This window comes from Shewanella sp. 0m-8, assembly GCF_052977265.1.
In genome coordinates this window covers 87,251-106,512 of the sequence record NZ_JBRIMB010000007.1, presented here as the reverse complement: position 1 = coordinate 106,512, position 19,262 = coordinate 87,251, and the positions used below count along the sequence as shown (strand labels likewise).

Sequence of the window (19,262 nt, the reverse complement as noted above, 5' to 3'; positions counted from 1 at the left end):
GAGCGGGTTACAGGTTTTCTTCGGCAAACTCAGCAAGACGTGAGCGTACAACGCCATTGAGGTAGATGTTTGCACTGCCATCGAAGTCTTTAAAACGTTCGACAATATAAGTTAAACCTGAGGTCACAGCAGTTAAATAATTAGAATCTATTTGCGCAAGGTTACCACTACAAATCAGCTTAGTGCCTTCACCCATTCGAGTGATCATGGTTTTGATCTGTGAAGCCGTTAAATTTTGGCACTCATCGAGGATAACGACCGAATTTTGAATCGAACGGCCGCGCATAAAGTTAATCGACTTAAACTGGATATTGGCTTTATCCATGATGTAGTTCATGCTGCCACTCGGGTTGACATCATTCTTATGCAGCACCTCTAAAGTATCGGTGATTGCTGCCAACCAAGGGGTCATTTTTTCCTCTTCGGTGCCGGGTAAGAAACCAATAGACTCGGCAATTTCAGGCGTATTACGGGTCACGATGATTTTTTCATATTTACCACGTTCAACCACCAACTCTAACGCTGCAGCCATCGCGAGCAAGGTTTTACCACAACCTGCTGGGCCCGTTAAGATCACCAGATCGATATCTGGATCCAGCAATGCTTGCATCGCCATACCTTGGTAAATATTTTTAGGCTTAATTCCCCAAGCTTCGAGGTTCATCAGCCTTTCTTGACCTAAGTCTAAAAATTTAAGATCAGTAGGAGTCTTCTCGACAATGCGTCCACAAAACTCACTACTTTCATCGAGTAAATATTGATTGGTGTAAAACAGATCATCGCCGAGCTTATCGATCGGTACACTATGCACAGTATGGCGACCATCACTCTGGGTTTTCACCTCATCGGTCTGCTGCCAAAAATCCCCTTCGAAGCGATGAAAGCCTTTAGTTAAAAAGCGAATATCATCGATAAGCTGATCGGTACGGTAATCTTCTACCTGCTCAATGCCCGCACCTTTGGCTTTAAGACGCATATTGATATCTTTGGTAACCAGTACCACCTTACGAGGTTTATGTAACGCCTGCAGATGCAGCGCAGTATTAATGATACGGTTATCGTTATTGTCACCTGGCATACTGCCAGTGGTAAACTCGATTTGATGGTCGGGGAAAATTGATAAGGTGCCACTGACATCGGCATGGTCTTCACGTCCTGGCAGGGGAACCCCTTGGACGATTTGCTCGGGCGTGGTTTTGCCACCCAAAATATCTTCTAATGCTCTAATCGCAACTCGAGCATCACGGCTGACGTCTCGTTTTCTATCCTTAATCAGGTCCAGCTCTTCCAGAACTGTCATTGGTACGACTACGTCATGTTCCTTAAATGAATAGATAGCTAAAGGTTCATGCAGTAATACGTTGGTATCCAGTACAAACAACTTTCTGTCGTCTTGTTCCATGGCGCCTCCAATTGTGTATTAGTGTCAATTACAAGATCGGTGCAGCTCCTTTTGTTGGTTACTAATTTGTTAACAACAATTCCATACTGCCACCAATAAGTTCCGGCTTCAATGCTCTGTGTGAGTTTTTAGCCGCCAACTAAGCTTTTTAAGCCCTCACCATTGATATCGAGCTGATGTGACAGAGCGATGACACAAAAAAATACTTCGGTGCAACTGATTATTTAGTACACTATTACTTCCGATTAGGGCGATTATTCGCGGGTTCAATTTTCAATATGCTCGCGATTGGTATAACATACGCGCCCCTTGTGATTCACCCAGTATATGAGAGTTTTAAATGCCGTTTTCCTTAGGTCAACGTTGGATCAGTGACACTGAATCAGAATTAGGTTTAGGTACTGTTGTTGGAGTTGAAGGCCGTATGGTCACCGTTCTTTTCCCTGCAACTGGCGAGAATAGATTATTTTCTCGAACCGAAGCCCCGCTAACACGTGTTATTTACAACCCAGGCGACACTGTAGAGAGCCATGAAGAGTGGAGCATTACGGTCACTGAGGTTGAAGAAAAAGATTCACTGATTATTTACCACGGCACTCATAGCGAAACTGGCGAGCAAGTTAGCCTGCGCGAAACCTTGCTAAATCACAATATCCGTTTCAATAAGCCACAAGATCGTCTATTCGCCGGTCAAATCGATCGTCTCGATCGGTTTAATGTGCGCTATCAGTGTCAGCTATTGAGAAATAAGCTCGCCACATCTGATCTGCTTGGACTACAAGGGCCACGCGTTGGATTGATCCCACATCAACAATGGATTGCACACGAAGTGGGTCAGCGTTTTGCACCCCGCGTATTGCTAGCCGATGAAGTGGGTCTAGGTAAAACCATTGAAGCGGGTTTAATTATTCATCAGCAACTACTGACTGGTCGTGCTGAGCGTATCTTAGTTATTGTGCCTGATACACTGCGTCACCAGTGGTTGGTTGAAATGCTACGTCGCTTTAACCTGCGTTTCTCTGTATTTGATGAAGACCGCTGCGTTGAAGCCTATGCCGATAACGACAACCCTTTCTACACTGAACAGTTAGTGATTTGCTCACTGGAGCTGCTGCGTAAAAAGCGTCGTTTAGAGCAAGCGCTAGATGCCGATTGGGATCTAATGGTTGTCGATGAAGCGCATCACTTAGAATGGTCTGAAGACGCCCCAAGCCGCGCTTACCAAATTGTTGAAGCCTTAAGTGAAGTCGTGCCTGGCGTACTACTGCTAACCGCGACACCTGATCAACTAGGTCACCAGAGTCACTTTGCGCGTTTGCGTCTATTAGATCCAGATCGTTTCTATGACTATCAAGCCTTCTTAAAAGAAGAAGATAGCTACAAAGATGTCGCAACCGCAGCCGATGCACTCGCCAGCGGAGAAGCGCTGTCGGATGAGTCGATTAACGGCTTAACCCAGCTGCTTGGTGAAAAAGATATCAGCGCTACCATTAGCCTTATTCAAGATGAAGCAGCCAATGCCGACGCTCGCTTCCAGGCGCGTGATGAGCTATTACAAGATCTGCTCGACCGTCACGGTACAGGCCGCGTGCTTTACCGTAATAGCCGCGCGTCAGTTAAAGGCTTCCCACAACGTAATCTGCATGTGCATCCACAAAAGATGCCTGAGCAATATGTTACCGCTTACCGCGTTAGCGCGATGATGAACAAGCATTTAGACACCAATGCTAAAGTGCGCCAAGTATTAAGCCCAGAGAAGATCTACCAAGACTTTGATAGCGGCAGTGCTAGCTGGTGGAAGTTCGACCCGCGTGTGGATTGGCTCATTGATTTCTTAAAGACCAACCGCAGCAAGAAAGTACTGATTATTGCTAGCCAAGCGGAAACCGCTTTGAGCTTAGAAGAAGCATTACGTACTCGCGAAGGTATTCAGGCAACGGTCTTCCATGAAGGCATGTCGATTATCGAGCGCGATAAAGCGGGTGCTTACTTCGCACAGGAAACCGGTGGCGCACAGGCGCTTATCTGTAGTGAGATTGGTTCAGAAGGCCGTAACTTCCAGTTCGCCAGTAACTTGGTATTGTTCGATCTACCGTTAAACCCAGATCTACTTGAGCAGCGTATTGGTCGTCTCGATCGTATCGGTCAGAAGAACGATGTTGAGATCCACTTGCCATACTTAGCTAACACGGCGCAAGAAAGATTGACCGAGTGGTATCACCAGGGCTTAAACGCTTTTGAGTGTACTTGCCCAAGTGGTCACATTCTATTTAACGAGTTCTCTGGTGAGCTGCTAGAAACCTTGCTAAATAATGACGATACAAGCCTAGAAACGTTACTGGATAACACTAAAGCGCGCTATCAAGAGCTAAAGCTTGCGATGGAACAAGGGCGCGACAAACTGCTTGAGATCAACTCTCACGGCGGCGAACGTGCTAACAAGTTAGTACAGAGTTTGGCAGACAAAGATGGTGACACTCAGCTTATCGGCTCGGTGATCCGCCTTTGGGATATTATTGGTGTCGAGCAAGAAGACAGCGGCGAGAACGCCATTGTATTGCACCCAAGCGAACACATGATGTTCCCGACTTATCCTGGTCTGCCAGAAGATGGTATTACCGTGACCTTCGATCGTGAGATGGCCCTGTCTCGTGACGATATTGCGCTGATCACTCAAGAGCATCCACTGGTACAAACGGGTCTAGACTTAATCACGTCTTCAGAAACCGGAACCACTAGCGTAGCAGTACTAAAGAACAAGGCGTTGCCAGCAGGTACCGTCTTCCTTGAGCTTATCTACTTAGCCGATGCGTCTGCACCTAAGTCAAGCCAGCTATACCGCTACCTACCGCCAACACCTGTACGTGTGTTACTGGATAAGAATGGCAATAACTTGTCTGACAATGTGACTTACGAAAGCTTTAACAAACAGTTAAGCGCGGTGAACCGCCATATTGCCAGCAAGCTAGTCAATGCATCACAGGCGATTTTACACCCGCTATTTGCTAAGGCTGAAACGTTTGCCAATGCCGAGCTACAAACGCTAACAGATTGTGCTCGCGAGAAGATGACCAGTCAGTTGTCTGGTGAGCTTGAACGCTTAAAAGCGCTAAAATCAGTTAACCCAAACATTCGTGATGAAGAGCTAACTCACCTTAGCGATCAGATGAGCGAATTAAACCGTTACCTAGACAGCAGCAAGCTACAACTTGATGCGGTTAGACTGGTATTAGTTAGCCACGCATAACAAGTCACAGTAATGGGTATCATAAGGCCTCGATAATTCGAGGCTTTTTTTTGCCGAATGTTGACCAATTATGTATATACTGCGCAAGATTTTATTCGCTTCGATGTTTTAGCGTAAAAAGGCTGCAGTCCAAGATGAAGTTTTCTCGATGTTTTTCTAAGTCCACTCCCCTATTGCTCCTAGTCTGCAGCACTTGCCTGCTAGCCAACTCATGTATAGCCGATACAGTGCCCACACATGAGCGGGTGGATTACAGCTATCTTCCTCCAAGCGAGCTCAAACAACTGCAGGTGGAAGGTAAAGATGTCCCTGCTCTTTTGCGTCCTTGGTTAGGCAAGCTGCAACTCAGGTTAACCATTATCGTGCCTGCTTTTTCAGAGCGAGCCGATGCACCTGGTTTCGTTAGCAATCTTAGACACGAGTTAAACCACTCAGGGTGGGCAACACTTGCACTGACTCCCCCGAGCCTGAGTAAGACGCCATATTTCGTCACTCACGCCGAAGAAGTGATTAAAGCGGGCGAGCAGCAAAGCTCAGTACCAGCTAACCAAGAAACACCTGACTTTAGCGCCGAACAACTGGCTCAAACTCAACAGCAGCAGCGAGACTTTATGCTAAGCGCTATGGCGCAGCTCGATAGTTTGGGCAAGGACTTTGCTGGTAAACGTATGCTTATTGCTATCGGTGACAGTGCTAATTTGGTCATTGAGTTGTTAGCGGCTAAACACCTGCCGATGCCTGACATACTGGTAGTGATAAACCCATACAGCGATATAGCCACAGTTAATAATGCACTACCACAAAAGCTGGCTGCGCTATCGATACCGGTACTCGATATACAATCAAACGATGGCGGCTCGGCTTCGCTCGCGACCCAAACGCAGCGACGCGTATTATCACCAGCCAACGCACCAACACGATATAGCCAGCAGTTGTTATCACTGGATCTATCACTGCAAGTCTCTTGGAATAATAGCCTTAAGTTTATTGAAGGTTTTGCCAGTAGGATCAATAAAGCCTATCCAAATGGATAGGCTTTATCTAATCAAACAGCTAGTCAAACCGCTAGTCATACCGCAGGCTCAGCCATCGTTTTAATGATGGACTTACGCGCTCGATATTAGTCTTTACTGAGCTTGAGCGCTCCGGCAATGAGTAACACCGTTATCCCCATATACAGCAGATCTAACATAGATGTAGGCTTCATATCGGTAAAGAAAGAGAACACCTTGATGATCAGCATCATTAAGATCACTTTGCCGAGCTTACTCTTGAGCGAATCGATACTACTAATGATGAGGATCTTACCGCCCGCCTCACTTTGGCTGGCATGCTTAAGGTTGCTAATAAACAGTTCATACAGACCAAATGCAAAAATAAGCAGTACAGCACCTAATAGGAAGGTGTCTAAGATCTCAACCACAACCATCACCAGAACATTACGTACCGCATGGCTGCCGCTGAATATATAACCGAGAATAAGCTCAATCATATGCACCACATCTCTGAGCCCCATAGCAAAAACAACGAAAGCAGCAATGATGCAGGAAAGCACACCAAACATCACAGAAAGACGACTGCTCCATAAAAAACGTTCAAAAAGTTCGCGCATGAGTAAAGAGTTCCAATTGGTTGAATGGAATATGGTTTCGCTAAATCGCTGCCAAACCTAAGCGAGCAAACAAAGCGGTGAATTAGCGAGGAGTGTAAAAGAAGCCACTGCCTACTACATAAAATTCATAGCAATTCGTGAATCTGATCACACTTCATCGTTTTACCCAAAATTACCAACCTGAATCTCGGTTTCGATAGGCTTTTTCAGGGCTTTTAGTTTGTCTTAATGCGGCAATGATTCGATTTTTCCCCAGCAGTAATCGTAGCTGATACCAAGACTCACGCCTGAGTAATTGACGAACAGAAGCCGACCAATTCTTGTTAATACTTCGCTTGATAGCGGCATTAGCATCGGGCGAGGTTTGCGATAATTTAGTCGCTAGCGCAGTCGCTGCGGCCATCGGGTCATCAGCGACTGCGGTGACCAAATTGCTTGCTAACGCCTGCTCTGCAGTTAACACATCCGCCGTCATCGTCAACATAAGTGCCTGATCTTTTGGCATCAACTCTCGTAAACCTGCAAGTCCAGCCATATCGGGTACTAAACCCCACTTGGCTTCCATAATTGACATTTTGCAATCGGGAGCCGCAATTCTAAAATCCGCCCCGAGAACGATTTGCATGCCGCCACCGTAACACACACCCTCAAGCACCGCGATAACGGGTACCGGTAATCTGCGCCAACCAATAGAAACCCTCTGCGCCAAATTTGCATTACCTGGCAACCACTTAAATAATAACTTAACGGCGTCTAACGGCGAGTTCATCACACTTTTTACATCTAAACCTGAGCTAAAATTACCGCCTTCACCGAACAGCACCACAGCGGTAAGCGAACGGTCTTTCGACAAGGTTTTTATACAGTGTTCTATCTCAGTAAAAAGCTTATAACTCAGTGCATTATATTTTTCTGGTCGATTAAGGCTCACATAAGCTATGCCATTTTTTTGGGTCAAACGTAATAAATCATAAGTCATCTTGGGGCCTTTCTTGGCAAGTGGTCTGTCCAGATTGGCAAGTTAACACATTTGGATTATTTCGTTAATAGCTATAACATGTGTTTGAATTATGACAAACGTCATTTTATTGTCATAAAATAAGCCTTTCTATTAATTAGTTGATAATTAATAATCTGGCCGTAGCGCATGCCCTTCTCATAAGGGACAATGTTATGGAAGCTACCGAGAACCATTTCTCTTCGAAGGCATAAGCCAAGGATGCACCGCTGAAATGCAATTTATTGTATTACAGTGGCGAGTTATTGATCCCAAAAAATGACAGAGGCTTCATGAACGGGGCAATAGACTAATTAAAATCACAAAAAAGCTGTTGATGGATAATAGGAAAAATAATAATAATGCCGCTCCCCATACTCATTTGTGATGACTCTGCGCTAGCCAGAAAACAGATGGCTCGCACACTCCCAAAAGACTGGGATATTGAAATAACCTATGCCACCAATGGCTTAGAAGGAATAGAGGCCATTCGCGAAGGCAAAGGCGAAGTCGTGTTTCTGGATCTCAACATGCCCGTAATGGATGGTTATCAAGTCTTAGAAGCCATTCAAAAAGAAGATCTTCCAGCATTAGTTATTGTGGTTTCTGGTGATATTCAAATTAAGGCTCACGAACGCGTTAAAAGCTTAGGCGCACTCGATTTTATTCAAAAGCCTGTGAGTGCCGGCTCAATTAGCCATATTTTGCAAGAGTACGGTATTTTAGAGTTGGCCCAAAGCGGTGGTGAAAATCAAGCGCCGATGATCCAGGTCGATCTGCGCGATGCCTGCCAAGAAGTCGCCAACGTTGCCATGGGGCGCGCGGCCGATCTCTTATCTAAGTTACTCAACGTATTTGTAAAGTTGCCTATTCCTAATGTGAACGTACTTGAGGTCAGTGAACTGACCATGACACTTAAGGCCACTGAAGAATACAGCACGGTATCGGCGTTATGCCAAGGCTTTATTGGTGCAGGTGTCGCAGGAGAAGCCCTATTACTTTTCCATGACTCTTCATTTAAAGATATGGCTAAGCTGATGAAGCTTGAACACCCAGAAGATGAACACACCGAACTCGAAGTCATGATAGACACGGGTAATGTGTTGATTGGTGCCTTCCTCAACGGCATATCAGAGCAGTTACACATGAAGTTTAGCCAAAGTCACCCCGTCGTTCTTGGCAGACACTGCAGCGTTAACAGCCTGATTAGTGAAAACGCGGATAAATGGAGCCGTACATTGGCGATGGAAATTAACTACCGTATTGAAGATCATGATATTCAATGTGATCTGCTGTTACTGTTTACCGAAGACTCACTGCCAACGCTCAACTATAAGCTCGGCTACTTGCTCGATTGAAATGGATATTAGGATGGCAACAGATCAGAAAGCTGTAGACAACAGTGCAATGAACGAACTCCACTGGCTAATCGATATGGTACAGACCATAGAGGTAGGCTTAGTGGTACTCGATCGTGATTACAACATTCAACTGTGGAATGGTTTCATGGAAAACCACAGCGGTGTAACCCCCAATTCAATCAAAGATAAGAATCTATTTGAGCAGTTTGAATACCTACCCGCACAATGGTTAAAGCAAAAAATGGAGTCGGTCTATCTATTAAAGAACCGCGCTTTTATCAGCTGGGAACAACGCCCTTTTATATTCGAATTTAAAAATTATCGGCCTATTACAGGCAGAGCTGACTTCATGTACCAGAATGTCACCTTGCTGCCGTTATCATCACTCTCAGGTGAAGTGACTCATATTAGTATGATTGTTTACGATGTCACTGACGTCGCCATCAATAAATTACAACTAAAGTCGGCTAATGAACGCTTAGAATACTTAAGCCAAATTGATGGTCTTAGCCAGCTATTTAACCGTCGTCATTGGGAGTTATGCTTACAGAAAGAGTTCGATCGCCATACTCGATATGGCAGTGAAACCAGCCTAGTGATGATAGATATCGACCACTTTAAAGTAATTAACGATACCTATGGCCACCAAGCCGGCGATCGAGTCATCCAAAATGTCTCTCATACCATTCGAAAATCACTGCGAGAAACCGACTGCGCAGGACGCTATGGTGGTGAAGAGTTTGCAGTGGTGCTGGCCAATACTCCTGCGGTCAATGCCCGCTTTTTTGCAGAGCGTCTGCGCAAGAAAGTTGAGCAGTTGCAAATTGCCTACGAAGAACAGCTTATCAAGGTCACTATCAGCATCGGCATCTGTGAAATTAAGCCAGAGGTAAACGACTGTGAGACTTGGTTATCTCAAGCCGACCAAGCACTTTATCAAGCGAAAGAAGCAGGACGTAACTGCTGTATCACTCATGAGTAGCCTATACCCATCAGTATAAAACAGACACAAAAATGCCCATCACTAGATGGGCATTATTTTTAACGCTAAGCGCACCAATTAGTGCACAGGCTCTTCGTCTTCGTCGTCATATTCATCGTCATCTCGGACTTCTTCGCCATTTTCGTCGATGAAATACGTGCCCCAACCGTCGTAATCAATCTTCTGTTTAGCCGCGATGTTAATCATTTTTTCGCAGGCTTCATCTAACAGGTCGGTCTTTAGCTCATGGCTAGCGACAGCATCGAAACAATAGATCACTGAGCCATCTTCTAACTCCATCTCTTCAGCATCGTTAACTTCATAACCTAGCTTAAATGCGTCAACAGCCGCTTTTTCTAAACGATCAAAGTTAGTTGATGAGAAGTGATGCTCAATGGTGTAGTCGGCATCGGCCAATGAACCATCTGCAAGGATCGCTTCAACGATCTCACTATTTTCTTGTTTCTGTTCTTTTAACTGGCGTTCAATAGACATCGATAACTCCTCAAAAATTTCGCGACCGATTATACCGCTTTCGTCATTAATGCAGAAGCTTCTTGGTTCAACTGAGATAACTTTTCAGACATCATAGTGTGAATGCGCTTAGAAAGTTCTTTCACCTGTGTTTTATCAAAACCTGCGGTTTCAATTGGATCCATCATTTCGATGATCACCACACCATTGTTCCAACGGTTCAACTTAATATGACACTGGTTTGAGGCTAATACAGGTACCATAGGTACACCCGCAGCTATTGCCGTATAAAAAGCACCAGCTTTAAATGGCAGTAAGCCTTTACCACGAGAACGTGTGCCTTCAGGGAAGATCCACACAGACAAGCATTTGTCTTTTATCTTGCGGGCTGTTGCTGCCATGGTATCAAATGCTTTGTTACGGTTTTTCCGATCAATCAGAATATTGCCAGACAGCCAGTAAATTTGTCCAAATAACGGCATCCAGGCAAGACTCTTTTTACCTAAACTCACCGTGCCTTTGGGTACGACGGCCGTATGAGTGAACATATCGAAGTTATTCTGGTGGTTTGCCAGGAAAATGCACGGCTTATCGCCTTGCTGTTGTGAGTTACGCACAATGACTTTGATACCAAGTACTGGTGCCGCCCAAGAAAAGACTTTGGCGAACATATGTACGTTATCTCGATGCCGAGGACGTAAAATACAAGCTAAGCCACCGATAACAAAGGCTAATAACAGCATGACAGACAAGATCAAACATCTAAGGATTAACAGCACTATAATCTCCCGCGATTTAATTGGCGCCAGTATAGCCACCAACTAAGTGCGACTCAATATAAATACAACTTATGTTAATGAACATTAGTTTACACGTGTAGCCTGAATATGCATGATAGCAAATTCAAGGGATGCTACTTTAGCGTAAACGGCTTAAGCGAACTTTAACCATGCTCAAATATTTTGGAAGATTTTAGCTTAGTTCCCCACCCCTTAAGGTCTGACCTGCCACGTTTATGCTTAACGAGCTCTGATCAAGTCACTGTTATTGGCCATATTGCGACAGCGCTTCTGCTATCTGTTATCGGCTACCCGTCATCGACTAAGAGTGCTCGTATCGAGTCTCGCCGCTCACAGACTGCTTTGATTTTCCTTTAAGCTTAAGTACCAACCTAAAGGCGATAGCACTCAAGGCTAAGGTCGATACGATCGCAGCACCACTAGGTAAGTCTAAGCTAGCCGACAAGACGAGCCCCGATATGTATCCTAGAAGCCCTACCATATAAGCCCAAAATAGTTTAAATCGGCCATAGAAGTGGTTAACGGCCAGCGCTGGCAATATCAAACTACTAAATACCAAATACACCCCAACAAGCTCTACAGAAAGGGTTATCACGATGGCAAAAATAAGATAAAAAGCGCGGCCACTCAGCAAGTCTGGCTTATAAAACAATACCAGTAAGATTGCCAAATACACACTGGCAGGCAAAATTAACTGACTCCAACTCACCCACAGGATCTGCCCAGACATCAGCTCTTTTAGCATCTCGGCGCCGTGGGGATCATTTGATAACAGTAACATGGCAGCCACTGCCGCCAGCACATAGAAACAACCGATAATAGCTTCTAGCTCATCGGCCATTCGCTTAGAAAGCCACGCGATAAATCCTGCACCAGCTATAGCAAACAGCGCTGGCATCCACACATGTGAAAAAGGCAGCGCCTCGATATCATGATTAAGGTGGCCAACAATGGCGCCTAACGCTGCGACTTGCGCGATAGCCAGATCGATAAAGATAATGCCGCGCTTTAATACTTGTTGCCCCAAGACAACGTGAGTCGACAGTACCAAGACGCCCGCCACAAAAGCGGGGAATAAAATTGAAAGTAGATCGAGATCAAACATAGTTAGACTCTTATCATAATAGATAAACCTAAGGCGGATCGCTCAAGCACGATCCGCCTTATTCACTCAGTAACAATAATCAATATCAAGCTATAGACGTTAACGCTTAGCACTCAACAAGAGATCGATGGCACTATCGTAAAGGCTAAACAGATCGACACTCTGATCATTGCCCCCAACTGACATAGGTAATATCAGCACAGGTAGATCCGATCGCTCCGATAACCACTCTGCCCCACGCTCGCTCTGATATGACGCGATAATGATCGCTAAAATATCACCTTGCTTAGCACGATTAAGTAAGCTGGCTAAATGCGAGCTACTAGGCGGGATCCCAGGCTTTGGCTCAAGATCCGCCACCTGTTCTAGCCCTAACCAGTTAAACAGATATTTGAAACTAGAGTGGTAAGCGATCACTTTACTGTCCTGAAGCGATTTGGCTTTCGCCTCCCACTTAGGGATAGCCGCTTGCCAACGCTTAGTAAAACTGGCCAAGGCCGCTTCATAATCAGCTTTGCCATCGGGATCGAGCTGGATAAGCTTATGGGTTAGGCCACTGGCAACGCCCACTAAACGATTAGGATCGAAATGTAGATGCGGGTTGCCCTTTGCGTGCACATCACCCATAGAGCGATCCACCGATTCGAGCTGATCTAGCGTATCGATCTGCTCAGATGCGAAGAACAACCCCTGATCGGTCGATCGCACTTTCGCGTTGGCAGACTTCATCTGCAACATTGGCAACCAGCCAACCTCAAGATCCGCACCGGCACAGACTGCCAGATCGGCTTGACGCATTTTAGCGATCAAACTTGGACGCGCCTGCACTTGATGCGGATCTTGCATCGCCGTCGTGGCAGAGTAGATCTTTGCACCGGGCGCCAGCTCTTTCGCTAATGCGGCATATTCAGGCTCACAAGCAAAAATGTTTAACGCAGCAACGGCATTGTTACTCACACCTAATGCCAGTGCTAATGTTAGGGCTTGAACCCCTTTTGATAAAAACGGCTTAGAATTGATGCGCACCGTGAGCCCCCAGAGTCATGACATATTGTAAAGTGATGACGTTGTCATCTTCGATCCCATCAAAGTTTGTCCCCTGCTGGTTGGTGTACTGCAAGCGCACAGTAGAGAAGTGACTATGATGCCAAGCTAGACTCACTTCAGTTTCTTTCAATTTTTGTGAGTCAAAATGATCGCTATGCATCATTTGAGTGTCGATCTGGCCATAACGTAGCCCGGCAGACCAACGAGGTGAGAATTGAAAAACACTGCTCAAGTACCATCCATCTTGATAATCTTTGCCTGAATCATCGTGACCCGGTTCTTCATGCTCGTCATGATGCTCTTCAAGTGGGGCAAAATCGGTGACACGGAAATACTCACCACTTAACGTTAGGTGTTGGTACTTATAGTTACCATTAGGAGCCCACTTATAGACAAAGTCTGCAATGTAAGTGTTCTCTCCGGTGTATTGGGCGTTATGGCTGTGATCATGGCCATGGTCATCTTGCACTTCAACGTGCTCATGTTCATCCGCTGTCATACGGCCATTTTCATTACGTAGGTAACTTAATCCTGCTTGCCAAGAACCGTTATCACCCACATCGCCACCTAATTTGGTGAAGGCGGTGTAAACCCCAAGGTTTTTATAATCGCGCTCGCCATGCTCATCAGCAGCGCGCATTTTGTCACCCTTAAAGCTCTCGACTCCCATGGTCCAGTAGAGATCTGTTGGTGCAACATAGTTCAAGCGCACACCATCATCAAAATAGTGGCTGCCCAAGAAAGCACGATAAACCGCGGGTCTATCTGAGAACGCATCCGTATGTACATGTTGATTGTTCAAGTAACCAATGTCAGACAGAAAACGACCCGCTCGCACCGAAAAACCAGCGGGCATCGCCAGAGTTTGAATAAAGGCTTCCTCTAAACCCAGCTCAGTTTCACCGTCATGCATCTCGACGACAGCCGTTAATTTACCGTAAAACATATCGTCAATGTTGGCGCTCATTGCGACCTCAGTATGGCCTAAGCCAAACCCTTCAACACGCTCTGACATCGGTCGCTCGGCGCTTTGATAATAGCCATCAAGTACTGCACTGATCGCCGGGTTAGTTAAACTGGGATCGCTTGCTAAAGCTTGAGTTGAAAATAGTGCGCACGCTGCTGCTACGCCAGTTAGGCGCATAGTTGAAATAGTCATCTTTTCTCCGAAATACAGCTAAGCCTTCCCTGTGGGAATACTTTAAAAAATTCTTAGTTATTGTTTGGTATGAAGAATTACGCTGAAGCTGGAGGGGCGCGGCTATTAAAGAAACTCACATGACGTGAGTATGAAGGTGGCAGGATGTACTCTTGGCTTTCAATTCCCTGACGCTCAATAGCAAGCTTAAGTTCACAACTGGGCAGCAGGTTATTGACCTGGTGTTGGTGATAACACAGAGTACAATGGTTTTTAGCGCCATCGTCCAAATGACTCAGACTATGAGCGGACGCCGCAAACGACAGGCACAGGAATACGGCAACAAGCCCTATTACCAGTTTCTGCTTTACGCTACTCATTCGAATCACAGTGTTAACCTTATGTGTTAAAACGTGACCAAGTTTATTGCGCTGACAGTTGAAGTCAAGTATTGATGCAGGCAAAGCGTTAAAAAGTGTTTGTGAGGCAGATCACATTGGCTTGAATGCTAATTAATACTGACTTAAGCTCTAACAACTAATATTGCTAGCGTGAAATGGTATCCATAGTGATATTTAACAAGATTTGACCCATTAAAAGGCGCAACTATCATGCTTGAAGTTCTTCGCTCAAACCTAAAATTGATCATCATGACTACGCTATTTTTTGTCGCAATACTTGGCGGGATTTACTACGTAGAAGCTGCGTTAGAAGCGCAAGTTCAGGTTGTTGACTAACTAAGTTATCGACTAAGCAATTTATTTAGTCACGGCTCAGTAACACTCTGGTGGCCAAATACCATCGGAGTGTATCGGTTCTGTTGAGAATCTAGGATATCGTTGAAACGTTTATCGTAAACAGTCTTAACAAGCGCTCGCCCAGGTTTATCCCTGCGATGTTTATCTCTGCGATAAACCTTTTGCAGTCACTCATCAAAAACGTCTTTTGCACAACTCGTACGGCGGGATTAGCGATACTTTTTAAGATGCTCGCTATTATCCACCAGCTCAACTTCGGGCGCTTCAATGACTTTCAGATTATCCATTAGATGAGTCACTAACATCACCATGACGGAAAAAATAGCGAGCGGAATACCAAACGAGCGAATATCGCTATCAAAATAGCTCCACACAAATAGCCCTACCCCAGCATAAAAGCTAACGATTTTGACCCAAGATAAAACAACACTTTTACCTAACCAAGCCTGACAAAACGGACATTGGATCTCGGTGCTCAACCCTTTGCCTCTTTGGTTTTCAATTTTATCTATCGCAAATGATTTTGAACAATGGGCGCATATCACTAAGCTTATCTCTCTTTAGCTGCATATTGGCGCAGTTTTCGCCTAATATTAAGGTGCCGAAGTTTAGCAGATTTAGCCGTGTATTCGCTATCATGCTTATCACTATCACAATAACAAATCGACAGTTTTCCAAAGGCGTAATATTATTACCAGATCCTGGGAACTAACGGACATACCAAATGCATAAAATGCTCCCCAAAATTTTGATGCTTGTTTTGTGTTTTTGCTCATTTGTAGTAAATGCGCAAAATACTGAATTAACTAACAATCTAAATAAACTCCAAAGCTTAATCGACAGCGATGTAAATGCACTGCCTCATGCTAAGGGCGAAATTAAGACATTTCTTGAATATCGTATTGGACGCAATGCCAGCTTGTTGCAAGAAACGTTACAAGAACAGATGGATAAGACGGAGCCTGATCTTCCGTATCTAAAGCCTTATATTGTTAAGCAACTTGCTTTTACTGATGCAGTTGAAGCTTATTTTGCCAAACAAAAAGCGACGCTCATGGGTGAAGTGGGTAGCAAGGGTGATCGAGAGATCATGCTCGATCTAATGCAGATCCAGCGCGAGCAAGACAAGTTATTTAGTTCAGAAAGTGAACTGCTGACTTGGGCAAAAGCCGTAGGCATTAATGTTGATGAAAAAACGAAAGTGTTTATCTCGACGTTAATCACTCGTGCCGATGACTTAAACAGTTTTGTTTACTACAACCAAGAACGCCTAAACCAAGCCGTTGCAGATGTGCAAATTGCTGGAGCTGATGTTAGCGCAGAGCAAAAGTCTTTGGTCGTTGAGTTAAAAGAACGCCTAGATCAAAGCTCTACTAGCCTTTCAACCACGATTGGCCTATTGGATCATCTAGGCCAAGATACTGCACTTTACAAGCAAACTCTGTTTAGCGTATCGGGTGACATCACTCAAGACGTGTTGAACTTTGATGTTGCGAGTAACTTGTTAACTGAATGGATGACGATTGCAAAAACTCAAGCCATGGAAAATGGTGCGGGGATCATGTTTAAACTGATCATTTTCTGCTTAATCCTTATCCTGTCGAGCCTAGTCGGCAAAATAGTTAAGCGTGTAGTAGAAAAAGCCGTCAGCAACTCAAAGCTTAAATTCAGCATGCTACTGCAAGACTTCTTTATCTCTCTTTCCGGTAAAGTGGTATTTGCGCTTGGTTTACTGATTGCCTTATCGCAACTTGGGTTCGAGCTTGCGCCACTGCTTGCTGGTTTCGGTATCGCTGGTGTGATTATCGGTTTTGCTCTGCAAGATACCCTATCAAACTTCGCTTCTGGGATGATGATTTTGATTTACCGCCCATTCGATGTGGGTGATCTGATCAATGCCGGTGGTGTTACTGGCCGTGTAAGCCACATGAGCTTGGTATCGACTACGATTAAGACCTTAGATAACCAAAGACTTATCGTTCCAAACAATAAGATCTGGGGTGACACCATCAACAACATCACCGTTGAGCATCAACGCCGTGTTGATCTGACTTTTGGTATTGGTTATGGCGATGATATTGAGCATGCTGAAAAAGTGTTACGCGATATCGTAATGGCGCATCCTTTAGTATTAAAAGATCCAGAGCCTACGATTAAACTGCACACGCTTGGCGAGTCTTCAGTCGACTTTATTGTTCGTCCTTGGACTAAGCCAGAAGATTACTGGGATGTTTACTGGGATATTACTCGTACCGTTAAAATGCGCTTTGACGCTGAAGGTATTAGCATTCCGTTTCCGCAGCGCGATGTACATATTTATCAAACAGCTGTAGAAAAATAAGCTACAAAGATAAAATGAAAAAAGCCCCGACAACCTAAGTTGTCGGGGCTTTTTTCATTTTATAATCGCCCTTAAGCCAGACCAATGATCTCACCAGCATCATTAATATCGACATTAAGGTAACCCGGCTTAACCCCAAGACCCGGCATGGTCATCACTTGTCCGACGAATGCCGTAACAAAACCCGCTCCGGCATTCAGCCTTAGCTCGGTGATTGGCAATTCAAACCCTGTTGGGATCCCTTTAATATTAGGGTCATGACTTATCGACATCGGTGTTTTAGCCACGCAGATAGGTAAACCAGCATAGTCATGCTTAGTTAGCCAGTTTAGCTGCGATCTCGCTTTATCCGATAACGTCACACTCGATGCGCCGTATCCGACCTCAGCTAAGGTCATCAACTTAGCCTCTAAACTTGTATCACTTTGATAAAGTAGCTTAAAGTCTGACGGTGTTTGTGTGGCGCGGTACACCATATCAGCGAGTTTGCTTGCGCCTTCTGCGCCTTTGCCAAAGGCTTCACTGATCTCGCTACCAAAAGCCTTAGTTTGCTTAATACGCTGGCTCAGCCACTCAAGTTCCTCGTCGGTATCCGTTGGAAAGCGATTAATCGCCACCACAACTGGCACGCCATACTGGCTAACGTTATTGATATGCCATTCTAGATTAGCAAAACCGGCTTGTAGTCGCTCCATATCTGGCTGGTTGATATCGATATCTGACTCGATACCGCTGTTAGCCTTAAGTGCTTTAAGCGTCACGACAACAACCGACGCACTTGGTGCATAACCAGACTCTCTGACTTTAATATTACTGAACTTTTCAAAGCCCATATCGGAGCCAAAGCCCGCTTCGGTGACGACAACATCAGCCAACTTGGCCGCAATCGTATCGGCAGTAATCGAAGAGTTACCATGGGCGATATTGGCAAAAGGACCCGCATGAATAAAGCAAGGATCACCAGATAAGGTTTGCATCAAAGTCGGCTCAATCGCATCAATCATAATCACCGTCATTGCACCAGCAACACCTAAGTTCTCTGCGGTAATCGGCTCACCTTGAGTGTTAAGTGCTAATACTAAACGGCCAATACGCTGTCGAAGATCTTTTAGATCTTGGCTTAACGCCAAGATAGCCATCAGCTCTGATGCCGCTGTAATATCAAATCCAGACTCATGCACTGGGCCATTCATCGCGCCATAGCCTACTTTTATCTGTCGTAGACTACGCTCATTGTGATCCACCACTCGGCGCCAGAGGATATTATCCGCATCGATATTGAGCGCCGGTAAGCCTGACTCTTTAGTAAAGTCAGCAGCGCCTAAACGAGTTTCATGGAATAAACGCGCATCGATTGCTGCCGCAGCTAAGTTATGGGCGCTACTCACGGCATGGATATCACCGGTCAAGTGCAGGTTCAATTCTTCCATAGGTACGACTTGTGCAAAACCGCCACCTGCAGCGCCACCTTTAGTACCAAAAACCGGTCCCATGCTCGGCTGACGAATACAGGCACAAGCTTTAACACCATTGAGATTCATCGCTTGAGTGAGGCCAATTGTGGTCACGGTTTTACCTTCCCCAAAAGGTGTAGGCGTAACGGCTGTTACAATCACTAACTTGGCATTGGGTTTATCAGCTAACCTTTTAGCTACGGACAAGGAAACTTTAGCTTTGTTAACGCCACAAGGGGAAAACTCATCTGGGTTCAGTCCGAGATCGTTTGCGATCTTGGTGATGGGTAAACAGGTATGTTGGCGTGAAATTTCAATATCTGACTGCATGCTTATGGCTCCACAATCTATTATTATGTAGGGTAATTACCGCTGCAATATAGGTGATCTCTGATAGCTAGAAAATAACAATCCGATGTTATTTTAGCTTTTTGTAATCTACGTCAACAAACTGGTCATTTTTTTGTCGATTTAACGTTCAACTTTACAATATAAGGCTTTTTTATAATGCCAAAAATACCGTGTTTGCATTAGATTCTAGCAA

General features: G+C 45.0%; 17 protein-coding genes. 6 read left to right on the top strand and 11 right to left on the bottom strand.

Annotation, left to right across the window (positions count from 1 at the left end; translation table 11 throughout):
• Positions 1 to 7: 7 nt before the first annotated feature.
• Positions 8 to 1,402 (bottom strand): PhoH family protein, encoded by a 1,395-nt coding sequence (locus ACVBIO_RS05310; protein ID WP_447159717.1) that lies wholly within the window; start codon positions 1,400 to 1,402, stop codon positions 8 to 10.
• A gap of 340 nt (positions 1,403 to 1,742) precedes the next feature.
• On the opposite strand from ACVBIO_RS05310, the gene rapA reads away from it, so the two are divergent.
• Positions 1,743 to 4,649, top strand: a complete 2,907-nt coding sequence (gene rapA, locus ACVBIO_RS05305; RefSeq protein ID WP_447159718.1) for an RNA polymerase-associated protein RapA — start codon at positions 1,743 to 1,745, stop codon at positions 4,647 to 4,649.
• 227 nt (positions 4,650 to 4,876) lie between these two features.
• The gene (locus ACVBIO_RS05300) at positions 4,877 to 5,683 is read left to right on the top strand and encodes a DUF3530 family protein (protein WP_447172140.1); all 807 of its coding nucleotides are present in this window, start codon (positions 4,877 to 4,879) and stop codon (positions 5,681 to 5,683) included.
• Positions 5,684 to 5,769: 86 nt separating this feature from the next.
• Here the strand turns inward: ACVBIO_RS05300 and ACVBIO_RS05295 are convergent, their stop codons facing one another.
• Positions 5,770 to 6,261: a YqhA family protein gene (locus ACVBIO_RS05295; RefSeq protein WP_447172139.1), complete on the bottom strand. Its 492-nt coding sequence runs from the start codon at positions 6,259 to 6,261 to the stop codon at positions 5,770 to 5,772.
• 172 nt (positions 6,262 to 6,433) lie between these two features.
• Positions 6,434 to 7,240: a crotonase/enoyl-CoA hydratase family protein gene (locus ACVBIO_RS05290; RefSeq protein WP_447172138.1), complete on the bottom strand. Its 807-nt coding sequence runs from the start codon at positions 7,238 to 7,240 to the stop codon at positions 6,434 to 6,436.
• 380 nt (positions 7,241 to 7,620) lie between these two features.
• On the opposite strand from ACVBIO_RS05290, the gene ACVBIO_RS05285 reads away from it, so the two are divergent.
• Together ACVBIO_RS05285 and ACVBIO_RS05280 are read left to right on the top strand one after the other, a co-directional pair.
• Positions 7,621 to 8,616 carry a response regulator gene (locus ACVBIO_RS05285; RefSeq protein ID WP_447159722.1) on the top strand — a complete coding sequence of 332 codons (996 nt, stop codon included), beginning with the start codon at positions 7,621 to 7,623 and terminating at the stop codon, positions 8,614 to 8,616.
• A 13-nt stretch (positions 8,617 to 8,629) separates the two neighbouring features.
• A complete protein-coding gene (locus ACVBIO_RS05280) occupies positions 8,630 to 9,601 on the top strand; it encodes a GGDEF domain-containing protein (RefSeq protein WP_447159723.1) in 972 nt (323 codons plus the stop codon).
• Positions 9,602 to 9,679: 78 nt separating this feature from the next.
• Here the strand turns inward: ACVBIO_RS05280 and rraB are convergent, their stop codons facing one another.
• From rraB to ACVBIO_RS05250, 6 genes are all read right to left on the bottom strand, one after another.
• The gene (rraB, locus tag ACVBIO_RS05275) at positions 9,680 to 10,096 is read right to left on the bottom strand and encodes a ribonuclease E inhibitor RraB (RefSeq protein ID WP_447159724.1); all 417 of its coding nucleotides are present in this window, start codon (positions 10,094 to 10,096) and stop codon (positions 9,680 to 9,682) included.
• A 29-nt stretch (positions 10,097 to 10,125) separates the two neighbouring features.
• Positions 10,126 to 10,854 carry a 1-acylglycerol-3-phosphate O-acyltransferase gene (locus ACVBIO_RS05270; protein WP_447159725.1) on the bottom strand — a complete coding sequence of 243 codons (729 nt, stop codon included), beginning with the start codon at positions 10,852 to 10,854 and terminating at the stop codon, positions 10,126 to 10,128.
• Positions 10,855 to 11,176: 322 nt separating this feature from the next.
• The gene (locus tag ACVBIO_RS05265; RefSeq protein WP_447163269.1) at positions 11,177 to 11,980 is read right to left on the bottom strand and encodes a metal ABC transporter permease; all 804 of its coding nucleotides are present in this window, start codon (positions 11,978 to 11,980) and stop codon (positions 11,177 to 11,179) included.
• Between the two features lie 99 nt (positions 11,981 to 12,079).
• Positions 12,080 to 13,006, bottom strand: a complete 927-nt coding sequence (locus tag ACVBIO_RS05260) for a metal ABC transporter solute-binding protein, Zn/Mn family (protein ID WP_447172137.1) — start codon at positions 13,004 to 13,006, stop codon at positions 12,080 to 12,082.
• Positions 12,990 to 14,186: a hypothetical protein gene (locus ACVBIO_RS05255; protein ID WP_447172136.1), complete on the bottom strand. Its 1,197-nt coding sequence runs from the start codon at positions 14,184 to 14,186 to the stop codon at positions 12,990 to 12,992. The genes ACVBIO_RS05260 and ACVBIO_RS05255 overlap by 17 nt, the downstream gene beginning before the upstream one ends.
• A gap of 77 nt (positions 14,187 to 14,263) precedes the next feature.
• Positions 14,264 to 14,545 (bottom strand): ABC-type zinc uptake system zinc chaperone, encoded by a 282-nt coding sequence (locus ACVBIO_RS05250; protein WP_447159812.1) that lies wholly within the window; start codon positions 14,543 to 14,545, stop codon positions 14,264 to 14,266.
• A gap of 231 nt (positions 14,546 to 14,776) precedes the next feature.
• Between ACVBIO_RS05250 and ACVBIO_RS05245 the strand changes: the two genes are divergently transcribed.
• On the top strand, positions 14,777 to 14,902 hold the full coding sequence (locus tag ACVBIO_RS05245) for a hypothetical protein (protein ID WP_447159729.1): 126 nt from the start codon (positions 14,777 to 14,779) through the stop codon (positions 14,900 to 14,902).
• Between the two features lie 230 nt (positions 14,903 to 15,132).
• Here ACVBIO_RS05245 and ACVBIO_RS05240 read toward each other — a convergent pair whose 3' ends face one another.
• Positions 15,133 to 15,402: a hypothetical protein gene (locus ACVBIO_RS05240; RefSeq protein ID WP_447172135.1), complete on the bottom strand. Its 270-nt coding sequence runs from the start codon at positions 15,400 to 15,402 to the stop codon at positions 15,133 to 15,135.
• Positions 15,403 to 15,647: 245 nt separating this feature from the next.
• On the opposite strand from ACVBIO_RS05240, the gene ACVBIO_RS05235 reads away from it, so the two are divergent.
• A complete protein-coding gene (locus ACVBIO_RS05235; RefSeq protein ID WP_447172134.1) occupies positions 15,648 to 17,264 on the top strand; it encodes a mechanosensitive ion channel family protein in 1,617 nt (538 codons plus the stop codon).
• Between the two features lie 71 nt (positions 17,265 to 17,335).
• Here the strand turns inward: ACVBIO_RS05235 and ACVBIO_RS05230 are convergent, their stop codons facing one another.
• Complete coding sequence (locus tag ACVBIO_RS05230) at positions 17,336 to 19,048, bottom strand: formate--tetrahydrofolate ligase (protein WP_447172133.1); 1,713 nt, start codon at positions 19,046 to 19,048, stop codon at positions 17,336 to 17,338.
• Positions 19,049 to 19,262: the final 214 nt, after the last annotated feature.

Coding starts and splice junctions, on each gene's coding strand:
- ACVBIO_RS05280 (WP_447159723.1), top strand. CDS start 8,630: ATGGCAACAGATCAGAAAGCTGTAGACAACAGTGCAATGAACGAACTC.
- ACVBIO_RS05255 (WP_447172136.1), bottom strand. CDS start 14,186: ATGACTATTTCAACTATGCGCCTAACTGGCGTAGCAGCAGCGTGCGCA.
- ACVBIO_RS05245 (WP_447159729.1), top strand. CDS start 14,777: ATGCTTGAAGTTCTTCGCTCAAACCTAAAATTGATCATCATGACTACG.
- ACVBIO_RS05265 (WP_447163269.1), bottom strand. CDS start 11,980: ATGTTTGATCTCGATCTACTTTCAATTTTATTCCCCGCTTTTGTGGCG.
- ACVBIO_RS05290 (WP_447172138.1), bottom strand. CDS start 7,240: ATGACTTATGATTTATTACGTTTGACCCAAAAAAATGGCATAGCTTAT.
- ACVBIO_RS05250 (WP_447159812.1), bottom strand. CDS start 14,545: ATGAGTAGCGTAAAGCAGAAACTGGTAATAGGGCTTGTTGCCGTATTC.
- ACVBIO_RS05235 (WP_447172134.1), top strand. CDS start 15,648: ATGCATAAAATGCTCCCCAAAATTTTGATGCTTGTTTTGTGTTTTTGC.
- ACVBIO_RS05230 (WP_447172133.1), bottom strand. CDS start 19,048: ATGCAGTCAGATATTGAAATTTCACGCCAACATACCTGTTTACCCATC.
- rraB (WP_447159724.1), bottom strand. CDS start 10,096: ATGTCTATTGAACGCCAGTTAAAAGAACAGAAACAAGAAAATAGTGAG.
- ACVBIO_RS05295 (WP_447172139.1), bottom strand. CDS start 6,261: ATGCGCGAACTTTTTGAACGTTTTTTATGGAGCAGTCGTCTTTCTGTG.
- rapA (WP_447159718.1), top strand. CDS start 1,743: ATGCCGTTTTCCTTAGGTCAACGTTGGATCAGTGACACTGAATCAGAA.
- ACVBIO_RS05285 (WP_447159722.1), top strand. CDS start 7,621: ATGCCGCTCCCCATACTCATTTGTGATGACTCTGCGCTAGCCAGAAAA.
- ACVBIO_RS05310 (WP_447159717.1), bottom strand. CDS start 1,402: ATGGAACAAGACGACAGAAAGTTGTTTGTACTGGATACCAACGTATTA.